The organism is Variovorax multivorans (assembly GCF_051216835.1).
Lineage (GTDB): Bacteria > Pseudomonadota > Gammaproteobacteria > Burkholderiales > Burkholderiaceae_C > Variovorax.
Map to the genome: position 1 here is coordinate 89,082 of NZ_JBPJZL010000017.1, position 17,228 is coordinate 106,309.

Consider the following 17,228-nt stretch of genomic DNA (forward strand, 5'->3'; position numbering starts at 1 on the left):
ACGGGGGATCAGACCGCCGGCACGCGCCGTGCGTCCGCCGGACTCACGTTGCGTCGGTAGAGCACCAGCGTCGCGATCAGTCCGCAGATCGCGGCCGCCGTCATCCACAGGCCCGGCGCGCCCTTGTCGCCTGTCATCTCGATCAGCCCGGTTGCAATGGCCGGGGTGAAGCCGCCGAACAGCGCCGTCGCCAGGCTGTACGCGAGCGAGAAGCCGGCGGTGCGCACGTTCACCGGCATCACTTCGGTGAGGGCCACGACCATCGCGCCGTTGTAGCTCGCATAGAGGAACGACAGCCACAGCTCCACTTCGAGCATGCGCGCGAAACTCGGCGCGCCCACCAGCCACTTGAGCGACGGATATGCCGTGAGGATGGTCAGCACCGTGAACAGAATCAGCAGCGGCTTGCGGCCCACGCGGTCCGACAGCGAGCCCATGATCGGCAGCCAGATGAAGTTGGAGATGGCCACGCACAGCGTGACGATCAGCGCGTCGGTGGTGCTCAGGTGCAGCACGGCCTTGCCGAAGGTGGGCGTGTAGACGGTGATCAGGTAGAACGACACCGTGGTCATCGACACCAGCATCATCCCGGCGACCACGAGGCCCCAGTTTGCGACCATCGACTGGAAGATCTCGCGCGCGTCGGGGCGGTGCTTGCGCGCCATGAACTCTTCGGTTTCCTGCAGCGAGCGGCGGATGATGAACAGCACCGGCACGATCAGGCAGCCCACGAAGAAGGGAATGCGCCAGTAGAAGTCGCCGATTTCCTGCGACGTGAAGGTCACGTTGAGCCAGTAGCCGAGCGCGGCCGCGACGACGATGGCCACCTGCTGGCTGGCCGACTGCCAGCTCACGTAGAAGCCCTTGTGGCCCGGCGTCGCCATTTCCGACAGGTACACCGACACGCCGCCCAGTTCCACCCCGGCCGAGAAGCCCTGCAGCAACCGGCCGATCAGCACCAGCAGCGGCGCGGCCAGGCCGATGGTGGCGTACGACGGCACGCACGCGATGAGCAGCGTGCCCACGGCCATCAGCGCGAGCGTGACGATCAGCCCCTTGCGGCGACCGACGCGGTCGACGTACGCGCCGAGAAAGATCGCGCCCAGCGGCCGCATCAGGAAGCCCGCGCCGAAGGTCATGAAGGTCAGCATCAGCGAGGCGAACTCGTTGCCGGCCGGGAAAAACGCCTTCGAGATCTGCGTGGCGTAGAAGCCGAACAGGAAGAAGTCGAACATCTCCATGAAGTTGCCGCCCGTCACGCGCAGGACGGTGGCGACTTTGGAGGACGAGGCGGTGGAGGCGTGGGCGGCCGTGCCCGATTGCGCAGCGTTGGGCGCAGGATTCATCTAGTTGTCCCCTAGGGCTGTATTGGCGATGTGCTCGCCCTAGGGTAGGCCGGACTCCCCGACCGCTACCTGACTGCGCAGGTCAGGTAGCTGTCACGCGCGTGTTTCGTCGCGTGAACGGACTTCAGGTTTTGTACTTGATCGAACAGCCGTAGGGCCGCGTCGTTGCGGCCGATATCGGCTTGCCGCCGAAGGCCTCGCCCAGCGCCTGGTTCACGTAGTTGGTGGCGGTCTTGATGTCGTCCGACCGCGCCGAGGCGATGCTGTCGATGCCGCCCGCGTACACCAGCGTGCCCTTGGGGTCGATGATGAAGATGTGCGGCGTGGTGCGCGCGCCGTAGACCTGGCCGATCAGGCCGTCTTCGTCCATCAGCACGGCGGTGGGCGCGCCTTTTTGAGACTTCATCCACGCGTCGAGCGCATCGGGCTTCAGGTAGTCGGTGGCGGCGCGCTCGGTGGAATTGATGGCCAGCCACACCACGCCCTTGTCGGTTGCGGCCTTCTGCGTGGCGGGCATGTTGCCGCTGCCGTAGTGCTTGCGCACGAAGGGGCAGCCGGGGTTGGTCCATTCGAGCACCACGAATTTGCCGGCGAAGTCCGAAAGCTTGTGCTTGGCGCCGCTGGTGTCCACGGCAACGAAATCGGGCGCCTGCTGGCCCACGGCGGGGGCTGCAGCGGCATTGCTGCCCATCAGGAAAGTGGCGCCGAGCGCTACGGCGGCGGCGACTACGGCACGGCGGGAAGCCCGGCTCAGGGCGGCGCGGGCATGACGCGCGGCACGACGGGAACGCGAGTCTGTGGATGGCGAAAGAGACATGGCCAGCTTGAACTCCAAAACAAAATTCCAAACAACAACTGCAGCTTAGAACGGTTTCTTCAAGTGCATGTGACAACCCATGTCACGGCGGTGGTCAAAGCGCGGCGAGCGCGGCGCGGACCTCGTCTTTACCGAGGATTTCGGTCAGCACGACCGGCGGCTTGCCCGGCGCCTGCAGCACGTACACCGGCACGCCGCTGCGGCCCAGCGCGGTGAGCGCTGCGGTGATGGCGGGGTCGCGCCGGGTCCAGTCGGCGCGCAGCATGGCGACCTTCTTGGCGTCGAAGTCGGCCAGCACTTGCGTGTCGGCCAGGGTGCTCTTCTTGTTGTACTGGCAGGTCACGCACCAGGCGGCGGTGAAGTCGATGAACACCGGCTGGCCGGCGCCCGACAGCTCGGCCACGCGCTCGGCGGACCACGGCTGCCAGCGCTGGCCGGCGGTGCCCTGGGCAGATGCAAGCTTGGCCGGCTCCACCACCTGCAACACATTGCGGCCGATGGTGGCGGTGAGCACGGCGGTGAAGCCGATCAGCACCGTCGCGATCACGACCCGCGTGCGCCCGCGCAGCGTGAACGCCCAGACGATGGCGGCCAGGCACACCAGCAGCGCGAGCAGCGTGCCCGCGCCGTCGATGCCGCTTTGCTGGCCCAGCACCCACACCAGCCACGCGACGGTAGCGAACATCGGGAAGGCGAGCAGGCGGCGCAGCGTGTGCATCCACGGGCCGGGCTTGGGCAGCAGGTGCGCGACGGCGGGCACGAAGCCGGCCAGCAGATAAGGCAGCGCCAGCCCGAAGCCCAGCGCAACGAACAGCAGCAGCGCCTGGGCGGCCGGCAGGCCGATGGCGAAACCCATCGACGCGCCCATGAACGGCGCGGAGCAGGGCGAGGCGATGACCACGGCGAGCACGCCGGAGAGGAAATCGTTGACCAGCGGATGCTTGGCCTGCGCGCTGCACACCGACGAAGGCGCGGCCCGGCCGAACTCGAACACGCCCACGAGATTGAGCCCGATCAGCGTGAACAGCGCCGCCAGCGCCGCCACCACGCCCGGCGACTGCAGTTGGAAGCCCCAGCCCAGCCCGGCGCCGGCCGCGCGCAGCGCGAGCATGCCGCCGCCCAGCGCAAGAAAGGACAGCATCACGCCGCCCGTGTAGGCCAGCCCGGCCTTGCGGTGCGCGCTGGCGTTGCCCGCCTGCCGCGCAAAGCCCAGCACCTTGATCGCGAGGATCGGGAACACGCAGGGCATGAGGTTGAGCAGCAGGCCGCCGAGCAGGGCGCCAAGCAGCGCGGCCATGAAAGTGGTCGAGGAGGGGGCGGGCAGCTCGGTGGGCGAGGTTGCCGCGTTGGCTGCATTGGCGGTGAGCGCGGCCTGCAGCGCCGGCGACACCTCGGCGCGCGGCGCGGCGCCCGCCGGCCAAGAGCCCGTGACCGGTGCCTCGGCGCGCCAGGCCACCGGCTGGCCCGCTTGCCGGTCGGCCTCGGGCAGCGCCACCACCAACGGCATCACCGTGGGGCTGGCGCTGCGCTGGTCGGCCAGCGGCATCGTGGCGGTCCAGGTGCCGCCTTGCCAGGATTGGGTCCAGTCCTTGCCGGAGACGGCCGCGGTGCGGATCACCTCGGGAGTCTCGGGGAAGAAGTTCAGCGTCTTGCCCTGAACGGCGGCCGGCAGGCCTTCGAGCCGAATCTTCAGGTTGTGGCCGTCGACCTCGACAGTGCCGGGTTTGGCCAATGGCTGGGGCTGGGTCGCCAGGGCGGTGTCGAAATCTGCCTTGTGCAGCGCGGTCGAGCCCTGCAGCGGCAGGGCCAGCGTGAACGTGCCTTCTTCGGGAATGCATTCCTTGCGGCAGACCAGCCAGGAGGCCTTGAGCTGGATGTCCATCGCCGGCGTGCCGCCCAGCGCCACCGGCGGCTTGTAGAGCGTGGACACCTCCAGCGGCACCGGCAGCAGCACGGTGTTTTCGTAGCCGTAGTTGGCGAGGCTGCCGACCGGGATCTTCTTCGGCACGGGCCAGGCGATTTCGCCGGTGGACACGCCGGCTGGCAGCGTCCACGTCATCTCGGTGGGCAGGCCCGAATCACCGGCGTTCTTCCAATAGGTGTGCCACTCGGGCTGGTGCGTGATCTGCAGGCCGACCCATACCGGGGCGCCGGGCGTCACGCCGTCGGGGGCGTGTGCGATCAGTTCGGCGCGTACGTGGGGAGTGGTTACAACCGCGCCCGGCTTGGATGGCAGGCTGGCCGTCGATTGCGCCGCAGCCGGCATGCTGGCTGCGGCTGTTGCTATCAGAAGCGTAGCGAAATGGATGCGCGAAAAGATCATGCCGTCAGTCGGAGCATTCGATGGGGGCGAAGTTCCGGCCGTTTCAGGCGGCCAAAGCAGTTGCTGGGGCCCAGCCCAGCACCACGCGCCGGCTGTTGGCGCTCTTCTTCTCGATCTTGGTGACCACTACCGCCCCGATTTCGGAAGTGTTTGCAACATGCGTGCCGCCGCATGGCTGGAAGTCGATCTGCGCGTCGCCTGCGCCCGTTCCGCCGATGCGGATGGTGCGCACCGTGCCCGTGCCGCGCGGCGGCTGCACGCTCATGCTCTTGACCAGCGCTGGGTTGGCGTCGAGCTCCTCATCGGTAATGGCGCCCACGGTCAGCGGGTGGGCGGCTTCGACCAGCTTCGCCAGGCCGGCGGTCAGCGCTTCCTTGTCCAACGGGTCGGTCATGTGGAAGTCGAGCCGTGCGTACTCGGGGGTGATGGAGCAGCCGTTCACCGGCTGCGGCACCAGATGGCACAGGAGATGGGTGGCGGTGTGGAAGCGCATGAGCCGGTGGCGGCGCTCCCAGTCGAGGCGGGCGGTGACGGTGTCGCCGGGCTTCAGCGCGGCCAGCAGGTCGGTTTGCTCAGGGGCCGGCACGTGGACGAATTCATTGGTCGGCAGGCCCTCCGCATCCTTGGCCTTGCGGGTGTCGGCAATGACCAGCTCGCGCCCGTCGGCCAGGGCCAGCACGCCGCTGTCTCCAGCCTGCCCGCCGCCTAGTGGATAGAACACGGTGCGGTCCAGCACGATGCCGGTGTCGTCGATGCGCAGCACGCGGGCTTCGCAGGTGCGCAGGTAGGCGTCGGCACGGAACAGGTCGTCGGTCATCCGGCGATGGTAGCGGCGATGCGCAAATGAGGTGCGCCCACGCCAGAAAGCGCCCACGACCGACAACCCCCGGGCCGCCCGCCTGTGGATGATCCGGTGCATGCGGCCCCCGGCCGCACAAGGATTACGCATGAATGAACCGCAGCAAGCACCCACCCGCACAACGTTTCCCTGGCAGACGACCGCCCTGGCGCTGGCCGCCGCGCTGCTCGTCGCCGGCTGCGGCGAGGCCGCCAAGCTGGCGCCCGAGCTGACCACCGGCCCCCGCCCGCAGCTGGCCGAGCCGAACAAGACCCTGATTCCCACCGTCAACGTCGCTCCCGCCGTCGGCTGGACCGACACCGCTTCGCCCACCCCGGCCGAAGGCCTGCAGGTGACGGCGCTGGCGCGCGGCCTCGACCACCCGCGCTGGGTCTACACCCTGCCCAACGGCGACATCCTCGTGGCCGAGAGCAACAAGCCGCCCAAGCCCGGCGGCGGCGCCACCGATGGCGGTGACGGCCTCGTCGCCAGGATCCGCAACTGGGTCATGGGCAAGGTCATGGGCCGCGCCGGCGCCGGCGTGCCCAGCGCCAACCGCATCACCCTGCTGCGCGACGCCAACGGCGACGGCCTTGCCGAAGTCAGGCAGGTCTTCATGACCAACCTGATGTCGCCCTACGGCATGGCGCTGGTTGGCAACGAACTCTTCATCGCCAATGCCGATGCGCTGGTGAAGGTGCCCTACACAGAAGGCCAGACCTCTATCAGCGCCAACCCCACGCTGGTGACACAGCTGCCTGCCGGCATCAACCATCACTGGACCAAGAACGTGATCGCCAATGCCGACGGCAGCAAGCTCTACGTGACGGTCGGCTCCAACAGCAACATCGGCGAGAACGGCCTCGCCGCCGAAGAGGGCCGCGCCGCCATCTGGGAAGTCGACACGAAGACCGGCGAGAAGCGCCTGTTCGCCAGCGGCCTGCGCAACCCCAACGGCATGGGCTGGGACCCGGACACCAAGGCGCTGTGGACCGTGGTGAACGAGCGCGACGAGATCGGCAGCGACCTCGTGCCCGACTACCTCACCTCGGTGAAAGACGGCGCCTTCTACGGCTGGCCCTGGAGCTACTACGGCGGCATCGTCGATGCGCGCGTGACGCCGCAGAACCCCGAGATGGCGGCCAAGGCCATCGCGCCCGACTACGCGCTGGGCTCGCACGTCGCGCCGCTGGGCCTGGCGTTCTCGCGCGCGGGCGGCATGCCCGAGCAGTTCGCCAGCGGTGTTTTCATCGGCGAGCACGGCTCGTGGAACCGCAAGCCCAAGTCGGGCTACAAGGTGGTGTTCGTGCCCTTCATCGGCGGCAAGCCGAGCGGACCGCCGGTCGATGTGCTGACGGGCTTTTTGACGGCCGACGAGAAGGCGCAGGGTCGTCCGGTGGGCGTGGCGCTCGACAAGGGCGGCGCGCTGATCGTGGCGGACGACGTGGGCAATGCCGTGTGGCGGGTGTCGAAGGCGAGGTAGCGCTTCTTCAGCGCTGGATTCGGTAGAGGCGGTGCCGGCGCAGCGGATGCCCCTCGGGCACCAGCGGGTGATCGAAGGCGCCGGCGACGTCCTCCTTCATTCCGATGCGTTCCATCACCGCTGCCGAGCGAGTGTTGTTCCACGCAGTGAACGCGACGACCTCGTCCAGCGCCAACTGATCGAACCCAACCTGGATGGCGCCGCGAGCAGCTTCGCTCGCAAACCCCTGGCCCCACCACTTGCGAGCGAAGCGCCAGCCGATCTCGACGCATGGCGAAAACGGCAGGTCGGCCAGCGGCGAGTTCAGCCCGGTAAAGCCCATGAACTCGCCGGACGCCTTGTGCTCCACGGCCCAGAAGCCCCAGCCGTTCTCGGCAATGCGCGTCCTGATGCGCTCGACCATCGCATCGCTGTCGGCCCGCGTGGCCAGCGGTAGCAGGAATTCCATCACCTGCGGGTCGCAGGCCAGCGCAAAAAATGGCGCGAGATCGCTCTCGCGCCATTGGCGCATCCGCAGGCGCTCGGTTTCGAATTCGATGAGATGAGGATGGGCAGCGTTATCGGTCATGCGACCGATTGTGCGGACTCAGAATCAGAACCCCGCCAGCACCACCTTGCCCTGCGCCTTGCCGCTCTCGACGAGCGCATGCGCCTTTTTCAGGTTCGCGGCGTTGATGGTGCCGAAGCTCGCGTTCGCCGTCGTGCGGATGCGGCCCGCGTCGACCAGCGCCGCCACTTCGGCCAGCAGCGCGCCCTGCTCGGCGATGTCGGGCGTCTCGAAGCGCGAGCGCGTGAACATCATTTCCCAGTGCAGCGAGATGCACTTGGTCTTCAGCGGCATCGCGTCGAACACCTTCATGTCGTCGATCACCGCCAGCTGGCCCTGGGGCTTGAGGCTTTCGATGATCTGCGCGTAGTGCTGCTCGGTCTGCGTGAGGCTGGCGACCATGTCGACTTCGCCGATGCCGGCGGCCTTGAGTTCGGCCGCGAGCGGCTTCGAGTGGTCGATGACCACGTGTGCGCCCAACTCCAGGCACCATGCGCGGGTTTCGGCGCGCGAGGCGGTGGCGACGATGCGCAGCTTGGTGAGCTGGCGCGCCAGCTGGATGAGGATGGAGCCGACTCCGCCTGCGCCACCGGTGATCAGCAGCGTCTGGCCCTCGCCGCCATCCTTCGGCACCCGCAGGCGATCGAACAGCAGCTCGTACGCGGTGATGGTGGTCAGCGGCAGCGCGGCGGCCTGTGCGTCGTCGAGGCTCTTCGGCGCGAGGGCGGCAATGCGCTCGTCCACCGCGTGCAGCTCGGCATTCGCGCCCGGCCGCGTGATCGAGCCCGCGTAGTACACGCGGTCGCCAATCTTGAAGTTCTTCACGCCGTTGCCGATGGCCTCGACCGTGCCGACGGCGTCCCAGCCCAGCACCTTGGCCTGGCCGGCCTCGGGCGCGGCGTTCTTGCGGACCTTGGTGTCCACCGGGTTGACCGACACCGCCTTCACGCGCACCAGCAGGTCGCGGGGGCCCGCCACGGGGGCGGGCAGCTCGATGTCCTGCAGCGATTCGGGGTTGTCGATGGGGAGGGGCTGGTAATAGCCGACGGCTTTCATGACGGGAACCTTTCAGTAACGATGCTCCGAATGTAGGATCGCAAGACCGGTTTGATAAGGTGGCTCAAACCAGCAACACTTTCAAATGAAGATTGAAAATCTCTCCGACCTGCAGGTGCTGGTGCACACGGCGCGCGGCGGCACGCTCACGGCGGCGGCGCATGCGCTGGGCATCACGCCCGCGGCCGCCAGCGCCACGCTCAAGCGGCTGGAGGCCCAGCTCGGCGCGCGCCTGTTCGAGCGCTCCACCCGTGCCATGCGCCTCACGCCGCAGGGCCAGACGCTGCTCGACTACGCGGTGCGCGCCTTCGAGCTGCTGGACGAGGGCGAATCGCTGGTCACGGCCGATCGCGGCGAGCTGGTCGGCACGCTGCGCGTGGCCTCGCCGTCCGACCTCACGCGCAGCACGCTGCTGCCGTGGTTCGACGAATTCCTGGCGCTGCACCCCGGCGTGCAGCTGTCGCTGTCGGTGGGCGACCGCCCGCTGGACGTGATGCGAGACGAGGTCGACGTGGCGCTGCGCTACGGCGCGCTGGCCGATTCGCGGCTGGTGGCGCGGCCCTTTGCCCTGACCAACCCGGTGCTCACCGCCTCGCCCGATTACCTGCGCCGTCATCCTGCGCCGAAGGTGCCGCAAGACCTGGTGCATCACAACTGCCTGACCTTCAATCGCTCGGGGCGGCGGCATCGCGTGTGGCGGTTTGCGCAGAACGGGCAGTGGACTGAGGTGCGGGTGAATGGCAACCGGAGCGTGGACGATGCCTCGCTGGCGCGTGAATGGGCTGTGGCGGGGTATGGCGTGACGCTCAAGTCGGCGCTTGATGTGCGGAACGACATCCGGGAAGGCCGGCTCGTGCGGCTGCTGCCTGACTGGGAGACTGAGCCGTATCCGCTGCATGCGTTGCTGCCGAGTGGGCGCTTTGTGCCCGCGCGGGTCAGGGCGTTTGTTGATTTTCTTGGGTTGAAGTTTGAGGGGTTGTTGGCGCTGGGGTGAGGTGCTTTCTGATTGGGGCTGCTGGCCGGGACTCGCCCCGGCGGGCGACCTACTTTTCTTTGCTTCGCCAAAGAAAAGTAGGCAAAAGAAAGGCGACCCCACTGTCTGCGACCCCTTCGCTGCGCGAAGGGGCAACCTGCGGTGCTCGCGTTTCGCGGGGTCTCGCCCAAACTCGCTTCGCTCAGACAAGGGCGAGCCCTGATCCGCGAAACGCTGCGCTCCTCGGCGCAGCCAGAGGGGAGGGGAGACGGAACGGGCCTTTGCTTCGCTCGGCCCTAGCCTTAGATCATGGGGGTGACGGCGCCGTCCATTGCCACTATGGCGCCGGTCACGTAGCTTGCCTTTGGCGATGCCAGGAATACCACCGTGTTGGCGATTTCCTCCGGGGTCGCGATGCGGCCGAGTGGCAGTCTTGCCTTGGCGCGCTCCAGTGCTTCGTCGGTGCCGATGCCTTGCAGCTTCGCGTCGGCCTTCATGCCTTCCTGCAGCCGCTCGGTCAGTGTGAGTCCTGGGTTCACTGCGTTCACGCGCACGCCTTTGCCGGCGTAGGCGGCGGCCATGCCGGCGCTCACCAGCATCAGCGCCGCATTGGCTGCGCCGCCGGCCATGTGCACGGGGCTCGCGACCTTGCCGCCCTGGCCGATCACGTTGACGATGGCGCCGCGGCCGCGCTGGCCCATGCGCTTGACGGCCGGGTCGATCATGTGGATGTAGGTGAAGTACTTCGCGTCCATCGCGTCGTGCCATGACGCGGCGGTCAGATCGTCGGGCGGGGTGCGGCGCGCGGCGCCGGCCGAATTGACTAGCACGTCGACCGCACCGAAGGCCTTCTCTGCCGCATCGAGCGCGGCCACGGCGCTGGCCGGGTCCTTGAGGTCGGCCGCATGCACGGAGACCCGGCCTTCGGCCTGCGCGAAGGCCCCGATCAGCGTCTTGCGGCCCTGCTCCAGGTTGGCGAGGTCGCGCGACACGAGGCTCACGCGCGCGCCTTCGCGCAAAAAGCCCAGCGCGCAGGCCAGGCCGATGCCCTTGCTGCCGCCGGTGATGAGTACGTGCTGGTCGTGGAGCTGGAGGTCCATGAAAGAGTCCTTGCCGTGATGAGTGGTGTGAGGCGGCGATTGAAGCACCGCCGCGAAACCCCTGCACGGACGCGGCTGTACCCTCAGCGCCGCGCGGCCGCGCGCTGCAGCGGCTCGGGCTCCAGCATGCCCGGCGTGGTGTCGGTGGCGTCGCGCAGGTGGCCGTTGTTGTCGTGGTGCACCAGCAGCTGCCGCGTGCGCTGCCAGGCCGACAGCCGCGCGGGCGGCACCTCGATGTACGAAGCCAGCGCGAACAGCGACGACTGCTCCTGCTCCGGCGGGGCCTCGCGCCGGTGCTGACGGCGGCGCCACGGCGCCATCATCAGCATCGACACCAGGATCACGCCGATCACCACCGCATACAGGCCCAGCAGGTGCAGCACCTCGGGCTGCGAGCGCGCGCCAAGCACATAGGGCCACGCATACCAGACCGCGCAGAACCAGATGGCGATGGTGATGGCCGGTCGCAGCACGCGCAGCCACAGGTACATGGCCAGCGTGCGTTGCGGCGAGCGGCCGCTGCCGAACGCGCGCAGCGAGATGCGCGCGGCATCGATGATCGGTTCGTCCACCGCGGGCTGCCCCCAGGAGCGCTGGCGGCTCGGCGGCGGTTTGTCGTCGTGCGGGCGGCTGTGGGCATGGGTCTCAAGGTGCATCGGAAACTCCTCGGTCAGGGCTCGTCCACACCGCGCGCTTGCCGCGGCGGCGTATCAGGGCGTTGGGAAGGGCGACGACGGTGCTCGCCATCGTGATGGTCCAGAAAGCGATCGGATACCAGATCGTTCCAGCGAAATAGCGCATCAGGTCGCGGTCGTAGCGGCGGTCGATCCACAGGCTCAGCAGCATCTGCAGGATGCAGGTCATGGCCAGCAGCGTGCCCTGCCAGTGCGGCAGCAATGCCGAATGCCACGACGAGTCGGCCGGCAGGAACGGCCGCACCAGGCTGACGAGCAGCACCCCGGCCATCGCATAGGCCCAGACCACGCTCGTCATGTACTCGAAGTAGATGAGCCACATGCGCCAGTGGCGCGGCCGCAGGATCTTCGAGGTGTAGCGCAGCATGGTCTGGATGCCGCCGACGGCCCAGCGCAGGCGCTGCTTCCAGAGACCGCGCAAGGTCTCGGGCATCAGAATCCAGCACAGCGCGCGCGGCTCGAAGCGCAGCTGCCAGCCGCCCAGCTGGAGCTTCCAACTCATGTCGATGTCCTCGGTGAGCACGTCGGGGCTCCAGAAGCCCACTTCCAGCACGGCGCGGCGGCGGAACATGGCAATCACGCCCGACACCGTGAACAGCGTGCCCACCAGCTGCTGCGATCGCTTGATGAGCCCGATGATCGAAGAGAACTCGCCCACCTGCATGCGCCCCAGCAGCGTGGTGCGGGTGCGGATGCGCGGGTTGCCCGTGACCGCGCCGATGCGCTCCGACGCCAGCATCGGCTGCAGCATCCACGCAATGGCGTCCTCGTCGATCAGCGCGTCGCCGTCGATGCCCAGGATGTATTCGCCGCGCGCGAGCTGGCAGGCGGTGTTGAGCCCGACGGCCTTGCCCTGGTTGCTGGCGTTGTGGATCACGCGCAGGCGGCCGTACTCCTTCGTCATCTCGTCGAGCAGCTCGCCGGTGCCGTCGGTGCTGCCGTCGTTCACGGCAATGACCTCGTAGTGCGGGTAGCGCGTGCGCATCAGCTGCTCGATCACCTCGCGCAGGTGCGGTGCTTCGTTGAAGCAGGGCACCACCACCGTGACCAGCGGGTGCGAGGGCAGCAGGGTGAGCGGGTTCACGTCGACATCGCGCTTGCGCTCGAACACCCATGCATGCGAGAGGCCGCCCGCCATCCACACATAGGCCATGAAGAACGGGTAGTAGAAGACGAAGCCGAACAGCAGCGTGGGCAGCGTCTGCGCGAGAAACTGTGTGGTGGTCATGGCGACCGTTCTCCTGGCGTGGCTTGCGCGCGCAATGCACGCGGCAGCAGCGTGCGCACCGAGATCGCGCGGCGCACGGTCTCCAGCGATGGCTGGTTGTCGAGGAAGTCGTCGGGGTAGTAGCCCAGGTGGCGCACGCCGGCGCGCTGCAGCAGCGTCCACTGGCGCGCGAGCTCCGCGTCGGGCACGGGCTTGCCGGTGCGCCAGTCGCGCGCCTGCAGCTCGAACACCGTGCCGTCGAGGCCGCGCGGCGTGTCGGCGGCGCGACGTGCGAGCCGGCCCAGCCACGCGTCTGCATCGGTCTCGCGTTCCATGCGCGGCATCGCCATCAGCGCGACGTAGTCGTAGGCGGCGAGCGAGGCTTCGTAGTTCTGCGCGAACCACTGCTCGGCCTGCGGCTCCAGCACCGGGCGGGCGTAGAGGTTGCGCGCGGTTTCCAGTGCGGGCCGCCAGGCGCCCACGCGCGCGGCGAGCTCCTGCGTGAACGCGATCAGGTAGCGGGTCTTGGCGGTGGTCCAGCGCGCCATCAGCTCGGGGTTCGCGCGGATCGCGGCCACGTCGGGCGGCAGGCCCCACTGCGCATAGGTGGCCAGCGCGGCGGGGCTCGCGTCCTCGTCGTCGGACAGGGTCGCGTCGTCGTGGAACAGCAGGCCTTCGAAGAATGCGTGGCTGCCCAGGTCTTCGTAGATGTCGCCGACCAGCGCGCGCACCGCGGGGTCGAAAGGCGTGAGCCGGTGGTAGCGGTCGGCCGGCATCACGCCGCCCTGCGTCGTCACCGTGTGCGTGGCGAGCGGGTTCGAGGCCGGCAGCCGGAAGGCCGTTACCGGCATCCACGCGTAGACCTTCACGCCGGTGCGGCTGCGCAGTTGCCAGGCGGCGCGGCCGAACAGGTCGGCGCGCATCGGCAGGTGGCGGTTTGGAAAGTACAGCGCGTCGGCCACGCCGTCGCCGTCGGGGTCGGCATAGGCCTGCAGGAACACCGCGCGCGGGCGCACGGCGGCCACGCGGTCGATCAGCGCCGAGAGGTTGCGCTCCTGCTGGGCCGGGTCGGGGTCGTACACGTAGTCGAGGTCGACGTGCATCACGCGGTTGACCGGGCGCACCTCGCCGCCCACGGGGCTGCGCAGCAGCTGCGCGTATTCGGGCGCCTCGTTGTCATAGGCCGCGAGCGCTCGGCGGATTCGGGTGAGCGGCACGGTGGGCGTGTTCGAGCCGTCGTCGAGCGTGAATGTGATGGGCATGCCCGCGCGCGCGGAGGCTTTCAGCGCTGCGTCGTTGTAGGCGCCGTAGGGCCACACCATGGAGCGCACCTTCGCGCCGGTGCGCTTCTCGATGAGCTCGCGGCTGCGGCGCAGGTCGGTCTCGATGCGCCGCGCGTAGGCGGCGTCGTCCTCGTAGCGGCCGGTCTTCGGGTCGTAGCGGTGCGTGGCCGCGGCCGGCAGCATGTTGCCCTGCGGGTTGGCGAGGATGCCGGTGTGCATCGCGTCGCTGTGGCTCGCGAACTCGACGAGGCCCGAGCGCGCCATCTCGGCGGCTTCGCTCCACAGCAGGAAGTCTTCGCGCGGCGCGGGCTTGTCGCCCCAGTGCACCTGCTGGCCTTGGGGCACTTCGAGCCAGCTCGTCACCAGCGCCATCAGCGCAGGGTAGTTGTAGCGCTTGAGCAGTGGAAACACCTTGGTGTAGGCGCTGCGGTAGCCGTCGTCGAAGGTCAGCAGCACTGCCCTGGGCGGCAGCGGCTTGCCGCCGGCGCGCGCGTCGACGATCTGCTGCAGGCTCACCGGGTGGTAGCCGTTGTATTGCAGCCAGGCGAACACTTCGGCGAAGGTGCGCTCGTCCACGGCAGTCTCGTCGGGTGAGGTCTCGAAGCTCGCACGCACGTTGGTGCGCACGTCGTGGAAGGAGATCACGCGAAAGCTCAGGCCGTCGTCGGGGTCGGCGCTCGGCAGCGGCTGCGCCGTGGCGGCGAGCGACAGAGACAGCAGCAGCCACGAGAGGGCCGCGCGCAGGAATGTGAAAGGGTTCTTTGTCGTTCTTCGCATCACGGCAGGGGCGTCGAGAGGTTCAGGAAGACGCCGCGCTGTCGTTCGCGCACGCCGTCGTAGGGATGGCCGGAAATGCTCAGGCCGTAGCGCAGCGCGAGCTTCGGCCCGAGGTTCCAGCGATGCTCGTAGCGCAGGTTCCACATCGGTCCGCTGCCGAAGCCGGCCTGCCGGTAGCTGCCACCGCCAAGCTCCACGGCCTGGAAGAACTGGCGGTCGTCGCTCTTCCAGTTGAGCCATTGCGCGCGCACGCTGAGTTGCACGCTGCTGTCGCTCGAGGGGTTGAAGTAGGGCGTGGTGTCGATGGCGCGGCCGCGGCTCGCGTCGGCAGCGAGCTTCGTCTCGAGCTGGAAGCGCGGCGTGCTGATCCACCGTTCGCTCCAGCCGATGTCGAAGCCGTTGCGCAGGTTGCCGTCGCTGAAGTCCAGCTGCTGCCATTTCAGGTCGAAGCGGCGCGACTCGTTCACCACATAGCCCACGCTCGCGCCGGTTTCGCGCGCGCCGATGCCGGCCACGCGCGCCTTCCATGGCAGCTCCTTGCTGTCGCCGTCGTAGGTGGCCGACAGCCGCCACGCGTCGCCCGCGCGGTAGTCGAGCCGGCCGGCCACGCTGTTGCGGTAGGGGCCGCTGTTGGCGTGCTGCAGCGCGCCTTCGGCCAGCCAGCGGCCGCGCTGCCAGCCCAGGCCGAGGCCGCCGCGCGCCCAGTTCGCGTTGCCGATGTCGGTGACGCCGCGGCCCAGCGACTGGTCGTAGAACACGCGCCACTGGTCGTCGATGAGGCCGGAGCTGAGCCGGCTGTCGATGCGCCACTCGCGGCTGGCGATGGCCGCGCCGCCGGAGGAGGCTTCGGCGTCCACGTCGAGCCGCGGGCCGACCTGGGCGCGGCGCTTGCGCTCCATGTCGCGCACTTGCACCGAGTCCGGCAGGTCGGCCGCGAGCGATTCGGCGCGCTGGCGGGCTTCGGCGAATTCGCCGGCATCGAGCAGGGCCTCGACATGGCCGGTGCGCGCGCCGATGTCGTAGGGCGAGTCGGCCGCCAGCGCCTCGAAGCGCGCGAGCGCGGCTTCAGGGTGTTCGCGCAGGCGCTCGGTGAGGGCCGCGCCGTAGGCATAGCCCGGGTTGAGCGGCGCTTCGCGCGTCAGCACCGAGAAGCTTTGCTGCGCGAGTGCCGGCCGATCGGTGTAGAGCTGCGTCAGGCCGCGCAGGCCGCTCACGTCGGTGTACTCGCCGTTGGGGCGGCCGGCTTCGGGCGTGAGGCGCAGCAGGGCGGGCGTGCCGTGCTCCAGCCGCTGCAGCAGCGCCTCGGCGTCCTCGAAGCGGCCGGTGTCCTGGTAGGCGTAGAGCAGGCCGAAGTAGAGCGGATCGGGCGTCGGCAGGTCGGCGCCGCCGCGTGCCACGGCCGCCTCGTAGATCGGCACGGCCTCGGCCGAGCGGCGCTCCTGCGCGAGGGCGCGTGCCGCGGCCCCGAGACCGTAGAAGGGCAGCTCCATGCCAGTGGCACGCGCCGTGTCGTAGAGCGCGATGGCGTCGGTCGGGCGGCCGCTTTCGACCAGCGCCAGCAGGCGATCGGACAGCAGGCGCACGCGCACGGTGCACCATGCATCGGCATCGCTGGCGTCAGCTTGCAGGGCCGCGGCATCGACCCGCGCGAGCGCGGCTTCCTGGTCGGCGAGCACGCGGTCGAGCGCGACGAGGCGCTCCGAGCCCAGGCGCTGGTCGCGCGCCTGGATCGCCCAGCGCAGCCGCTGTGCCAACGCCTCCTGCTGCAGCGTGGAGAGCGCCAGCGGCGAGAAGCTGCCCGGCGCGGTGCGCTCCGCCGCCTCTGCGTCTTCGAAGGCGCTCGATGCGGCGCCGGCGCTCGCGAGCAGGAAATCGGCCTCGCGGCGGATGTCGCGGCGTTCGGGCCGCAGTGCGCCAGCCTCGGTGTAGGCAGCGAGCGCCTGCAGCGGGTTTTTCGCGGCGCGCGCCAGGGCGGCACGCAGCTCCAGCAGCGCGACGCGGTCTTCGATCTGCATGGGCGCCGGCTGCGACAGCGCGCGGTACAGCGCCTGCGCGCCCGCGACGTCGCCGCTGTCGATGCGCCACCAGGCTTCGTGCAGGCGCGGTTCGCGCGCCTCGGGTTGCCGGGCGCGCCAGACAGCTACGGCCTCGCCCTGCAGGGCGAGCTGATGGGTGCGCCGCGCGGCCAGCGCGAGCGGGCCCAGGGCGTAGTCGCTCAGCTTCGACGGTGCGAGCTGGCGGCCCAGCGCCACGGCTTCGGCGAACTGGCCATCGGCGGCGGCGATCGCGATGGCATCGGAAGCCACGCGCTGGCGGGCGTCGTCGCCGATGGGCGCCGCGAGCCAGGCCTTCAATTGCTGGAGCGCCTGGGCCGCGGTAATGCGGCCTTCGCGCTGCGCGACGATCAGCGCGTCGTGCTGCCGGACGTCGTAGGTCGTGGCGGCGATAGCGGCAGACGGCTGCGCCAGCACTGCGGGCGTGACGAGGGCCAGTGCGCAGGCTGCTAGAGGTGGAAATCCTTGTGATGCATATGCAAGGCGATGAGACAACGAGCAGGCGAGCGCAGCTTTGCGCCCGGCCATGACCGTGCCTCCAGCTTTTTTCTGGATGAACACTCTGCTCCCTTGAATTCGGACAGCGGTTTCCGGCGACCGAAGCCGCAGCGAAAACCGGGCCGCCGGCGTATGTGACAGGCCGGCAACCTTAAAAACTCACTTGGGAATCACTCTAGAGAGGATCATTAACAATGGCAAACCAAAGTGTCACGAACTGGTTGTATGTGT

Annotated in this window: 13 protein-coding genes; 2 read left to right on the forward strand and 11 right to left on the reverse strand. The window is 68.9% G+C overall.

The genetic code is table 11. The annotated features are described in order from the left end of the window. Nucleotides 1-8: 8 nt before the first annotated feature. From tcuC to ACSFCA_RS31445, 4 genes are all read right to left on the reverse strand, one after another. Nucleotides 9-1,346, reverse strand: a complete 1,338-nt coding sequence (gene tcuC, locus ACSFCA_RS31430; protein ID WP_258351405.1) for an MFS transporter — start codon at nt 1,344-1,346, stop codon at nt 9-11. Nucleotides 1,347-1,470: 124 nt separating this feature from the next. Continuing rightward, a complete protein-coding gene (locus ACSFCA_RS31435; RefSeq protein WP_258351404.1) occupies nt 1,471-2,163 on the reverse strand; it encodes a thioredoxin family protein in 693 nt (230 codons plus the stop codon). Nucleotides 2,164-2,257: 94 nt separating this feature from the next. Then, nucleotides 2,258-4,486, reverse strand: a complete 2,229-nt coding sequence (locus ACSFCA_RS31440) for a protein-disulfide reductase DsbD family protein (protein ID WP_435462244.1) — start codon at nt 4,484-4,486, stop codon at nt 2,258-2,260. Between the two features lie 43 nt (nt 4,487-4,529). After that, nucleotides 4,530-5,303, reverse strand: a complete 774-nt coding sequence (locus tag ACSFCA_RS31445; protein WP_435462245.1) for an alanyl-tRNA editing protein — start codon at nt 5,301-5,303, stop codon at nt 4,530-4,532. A gap of 130 nt (nt 5,304-5,433) precedes the next feature. Here ACSFCA_RS31445 and ACSFCA_RS31450 point away from each other — a divergent pair, with 130 nt between their 5' ends. Continuing rightward, nucleotides 5,434-6,807: a PQQ-dependent sugar dehydrogenase gene (locus tag ACSFCA_RS31450; protein ID WP_435462246.1), complete on the forward strand. Its 1,374-nt coding sequence runs from the start codon at nt 5,434-5,436 to the stop codon at nt 6,805-6,807. A gap of 7 nt (nt 6,808-6,814) precedes the next feature. Here the strand turns inward: ACSFCA_RS31450 and ACSFCA_RS31455 are convergent, their stop codons facing one another. Both ACSFCA_RS31455 and ACSFCA_RS31460 read right to left on the reverse strand, forming a co-directional pair. Further along, nucleotides 6,815-7,375, reverse strand: coding sequence for a GNAT family N-acetyltransferase (locus ACSFCA_RS31455; RefSeq protein WP_435462247.1), 561 nt, complete (start codon nt 7,373-7,375; stop codon nt 6,815-6,817). A gap of 24 nt (nt 7,376-7,399) precedes the next feature. Beyond that, the gene (locus tag ACSFCA_RS31460; RefSeq protein ID WP_435462248.1) at nt 7,400-8,410 is read right to left on the reverse strand and encodes a zinc-binding alcohol dehydrogenase family protein; all 1,011 of its coding nucleotides are present in this window, start codon (nt 8,408-8,410) and stop codon (nt 7,400-7,402) included. Nucleotides 8,411-8,495: 85 nt separating this feature from the next. Between ACSFCA_RS31460 and ACSFCA_RS31465 the strand changes: the two genes are divergently transcribed. Further along, on the forward strand, nt 8,496-9,404 hold the full coding sequence (locus ACSFCA_RS31465; RefSeq protein WP_435462249.1) for a LysR family transcriptional regulator: 909 nt from the start codon (nt 8,496-8,498) through the stop codon (nt 9,402-9,404). A gap of 281 nt (nt 9,405-9,685) precedes the next feature. On the opposite strand, the gene ACSFCA_RS31470 is transcribed toward ACSFCA_RS31465, so the two are convergent. From ACSFCA_RS31470 to pgaA, 5 genes are all read right to left on the reverse strand, one after another. After that, nucleotides 9,686-10,483 (reverse strand): SDR family oxidoreductase, encoded by a 798-nt coding sequence (locus tag ACSFCA_RS31470; RefSeq protein WP_435462250.1) that lies wholly within the window; start codon nt 10,481-10,483, stop codon nt 9,686-9,688. Between the two features lie 83 nt (nt 10,484-10,566). Then, nucleotides 10,567-11,139: a poly-beta-1,6-N-acetyl-D-glucosamine biosynthesis protein PgaD gene (gene pgaD, locus ACSFCA_RS31475; RefSeq protein WP_258351397.1), complete on the reverse strand. Its 573-nt coding sequence runs from the start codon at nt 11,137-11,139 to the stop codon at nt 10,567-10,569. Next, entirely contained in the window at nt 11,129-12,406 is a 1,278-nt protein-coding gene (gene pgaC / locus ACSFCA_RS31480; RefSeq protein WP_093057234.1) for a poly-beta-1,6-N-acetyl-D-glucosamine synthase, read from the reverse strand. Before pgaC ends, pgaD begins: the two co-directional genes overlap by 11 nt. Continuing rightward, nucleotides 12,403-14,445 (reverse strand): poly-beta-1,6-N-acetyl-D-glucosamine N-deacetylase PgaB, encoded by a 2,043-nt coding sequence (gene pgaB / locus ACSFCA_RS31485; protein WP_435462251.1) that lies wholly within the window; start codon nt 14,443-14,445, stop codon nt 12,403-12,405. The genes pgaC and pgaB overlap by 4 nt, the downstream gene beginning before the upstream one ends. Then, nucleotides 14,445-17,027, reverse strand: coding sequence for a poly-beta-1,6 N-acetyl-D-glucosamine export porin PgaA (pgaA, locus tag ACSFCA_RS31490; RefSeq protein ID WP_435462252.1), 2,583 nt, complete (start codon nt 17,025-17,027; stop codon nt 14,445-14,447). The genes pgaB and pgaA overlap by 1 nt, the downstream gene beginning before the upstream one ends. Nucleotides 17,028-17,228 lie beyond the last annotated feature (201 nt).

Coding starts and splice junctions, on each gene's coding strand:
- tcuC (WP_258351405.1), bottom strand. CDS start 1,346: ATGAATCCTGCGCCCAACGCTGCGCAATCGGGCACGGCCGCCCACGCC.
- ACSFCA_RS31435 (WP_258351404.1), bottom strand. CDS start 2,163: ATGTCTCTTTCGCCATCCACAGACTCGCGTTCCCGTCGTGCCGCGCGT.
- ACSFCA_RS31440 (WP_435462244.1), bottom strand. CDS start 4,486: ATGATCTTTTCGCGCATCCATTTCGCTACGCTTCTGATAGCAACAGCC.
- ACSFCA_RS31445 (WP_435462245.1), bottom strand. CDS start 5,303: ATGACCGACGACCTGTTCCGTGCCGACGCCTACCTGCGCACCTGCGAA.
- ACSFCA_RS31450 (WP_435462246.1), top strand. CDS start 5,434: ATGAATGAACCGCAGCAAGCACCCACCCGCACAACGTTTCCCTGGCAG.
- ACSFCA_RS31455 (WP_435462247.1), bottom strand. CDS start 7,375: ATGACCGATAACGCTGCCCATCCTCATCTCATCGAATTCGAAACCGAG.
- ACSFCA_RS31460 (WP_435462248.1), bottom strand. CDS start 8,410: ATGAAAGCCGTCGGCTATTACCAGCCCCTCCCCATCGACAACCCCGAA.
- ACSFCA_RS31465 (WP_435462249.1), top strand. CDS start 8,496: ATGAAGATTGAAAATCTCTCCGACCTGCAGGTGCTGGTGCACACGGCG.
- ACSFCA_RS31470 (WP_435462250.1), bottom strand. CDS start 10,483: ATGGACCTCCAGCTCCACGACCAGCACGTACTCATCACCGGCGGCAGC.
- pgaD (WP_258351397.1), bottom strand. CDS start 11,139: ATGCACCTTGAGACCCATGCCCACAGCCGCCCGCACGACGACAAACCG.
- pgaC (WP_093057234.1), bottom strand. CDS start 12,406: ATGACCACCACACAGTTTCTCGCGCAGACGCTGCCCACGCTGCTGTTC.
- pgaB (WP_435462251.1), bottom strand. CDS start 14,445: ATGCGAAGAACGACAAAGAACCCTTTCACATTCCTGCGCGCGGCCCTC.
- pgaA (WP_435462252.1), bottom strand. CDS start 17,027: ATGGCCGGGCGCAAAGCTGCGCTCGCCTGCTCGTTGTCTCATCGCCTT.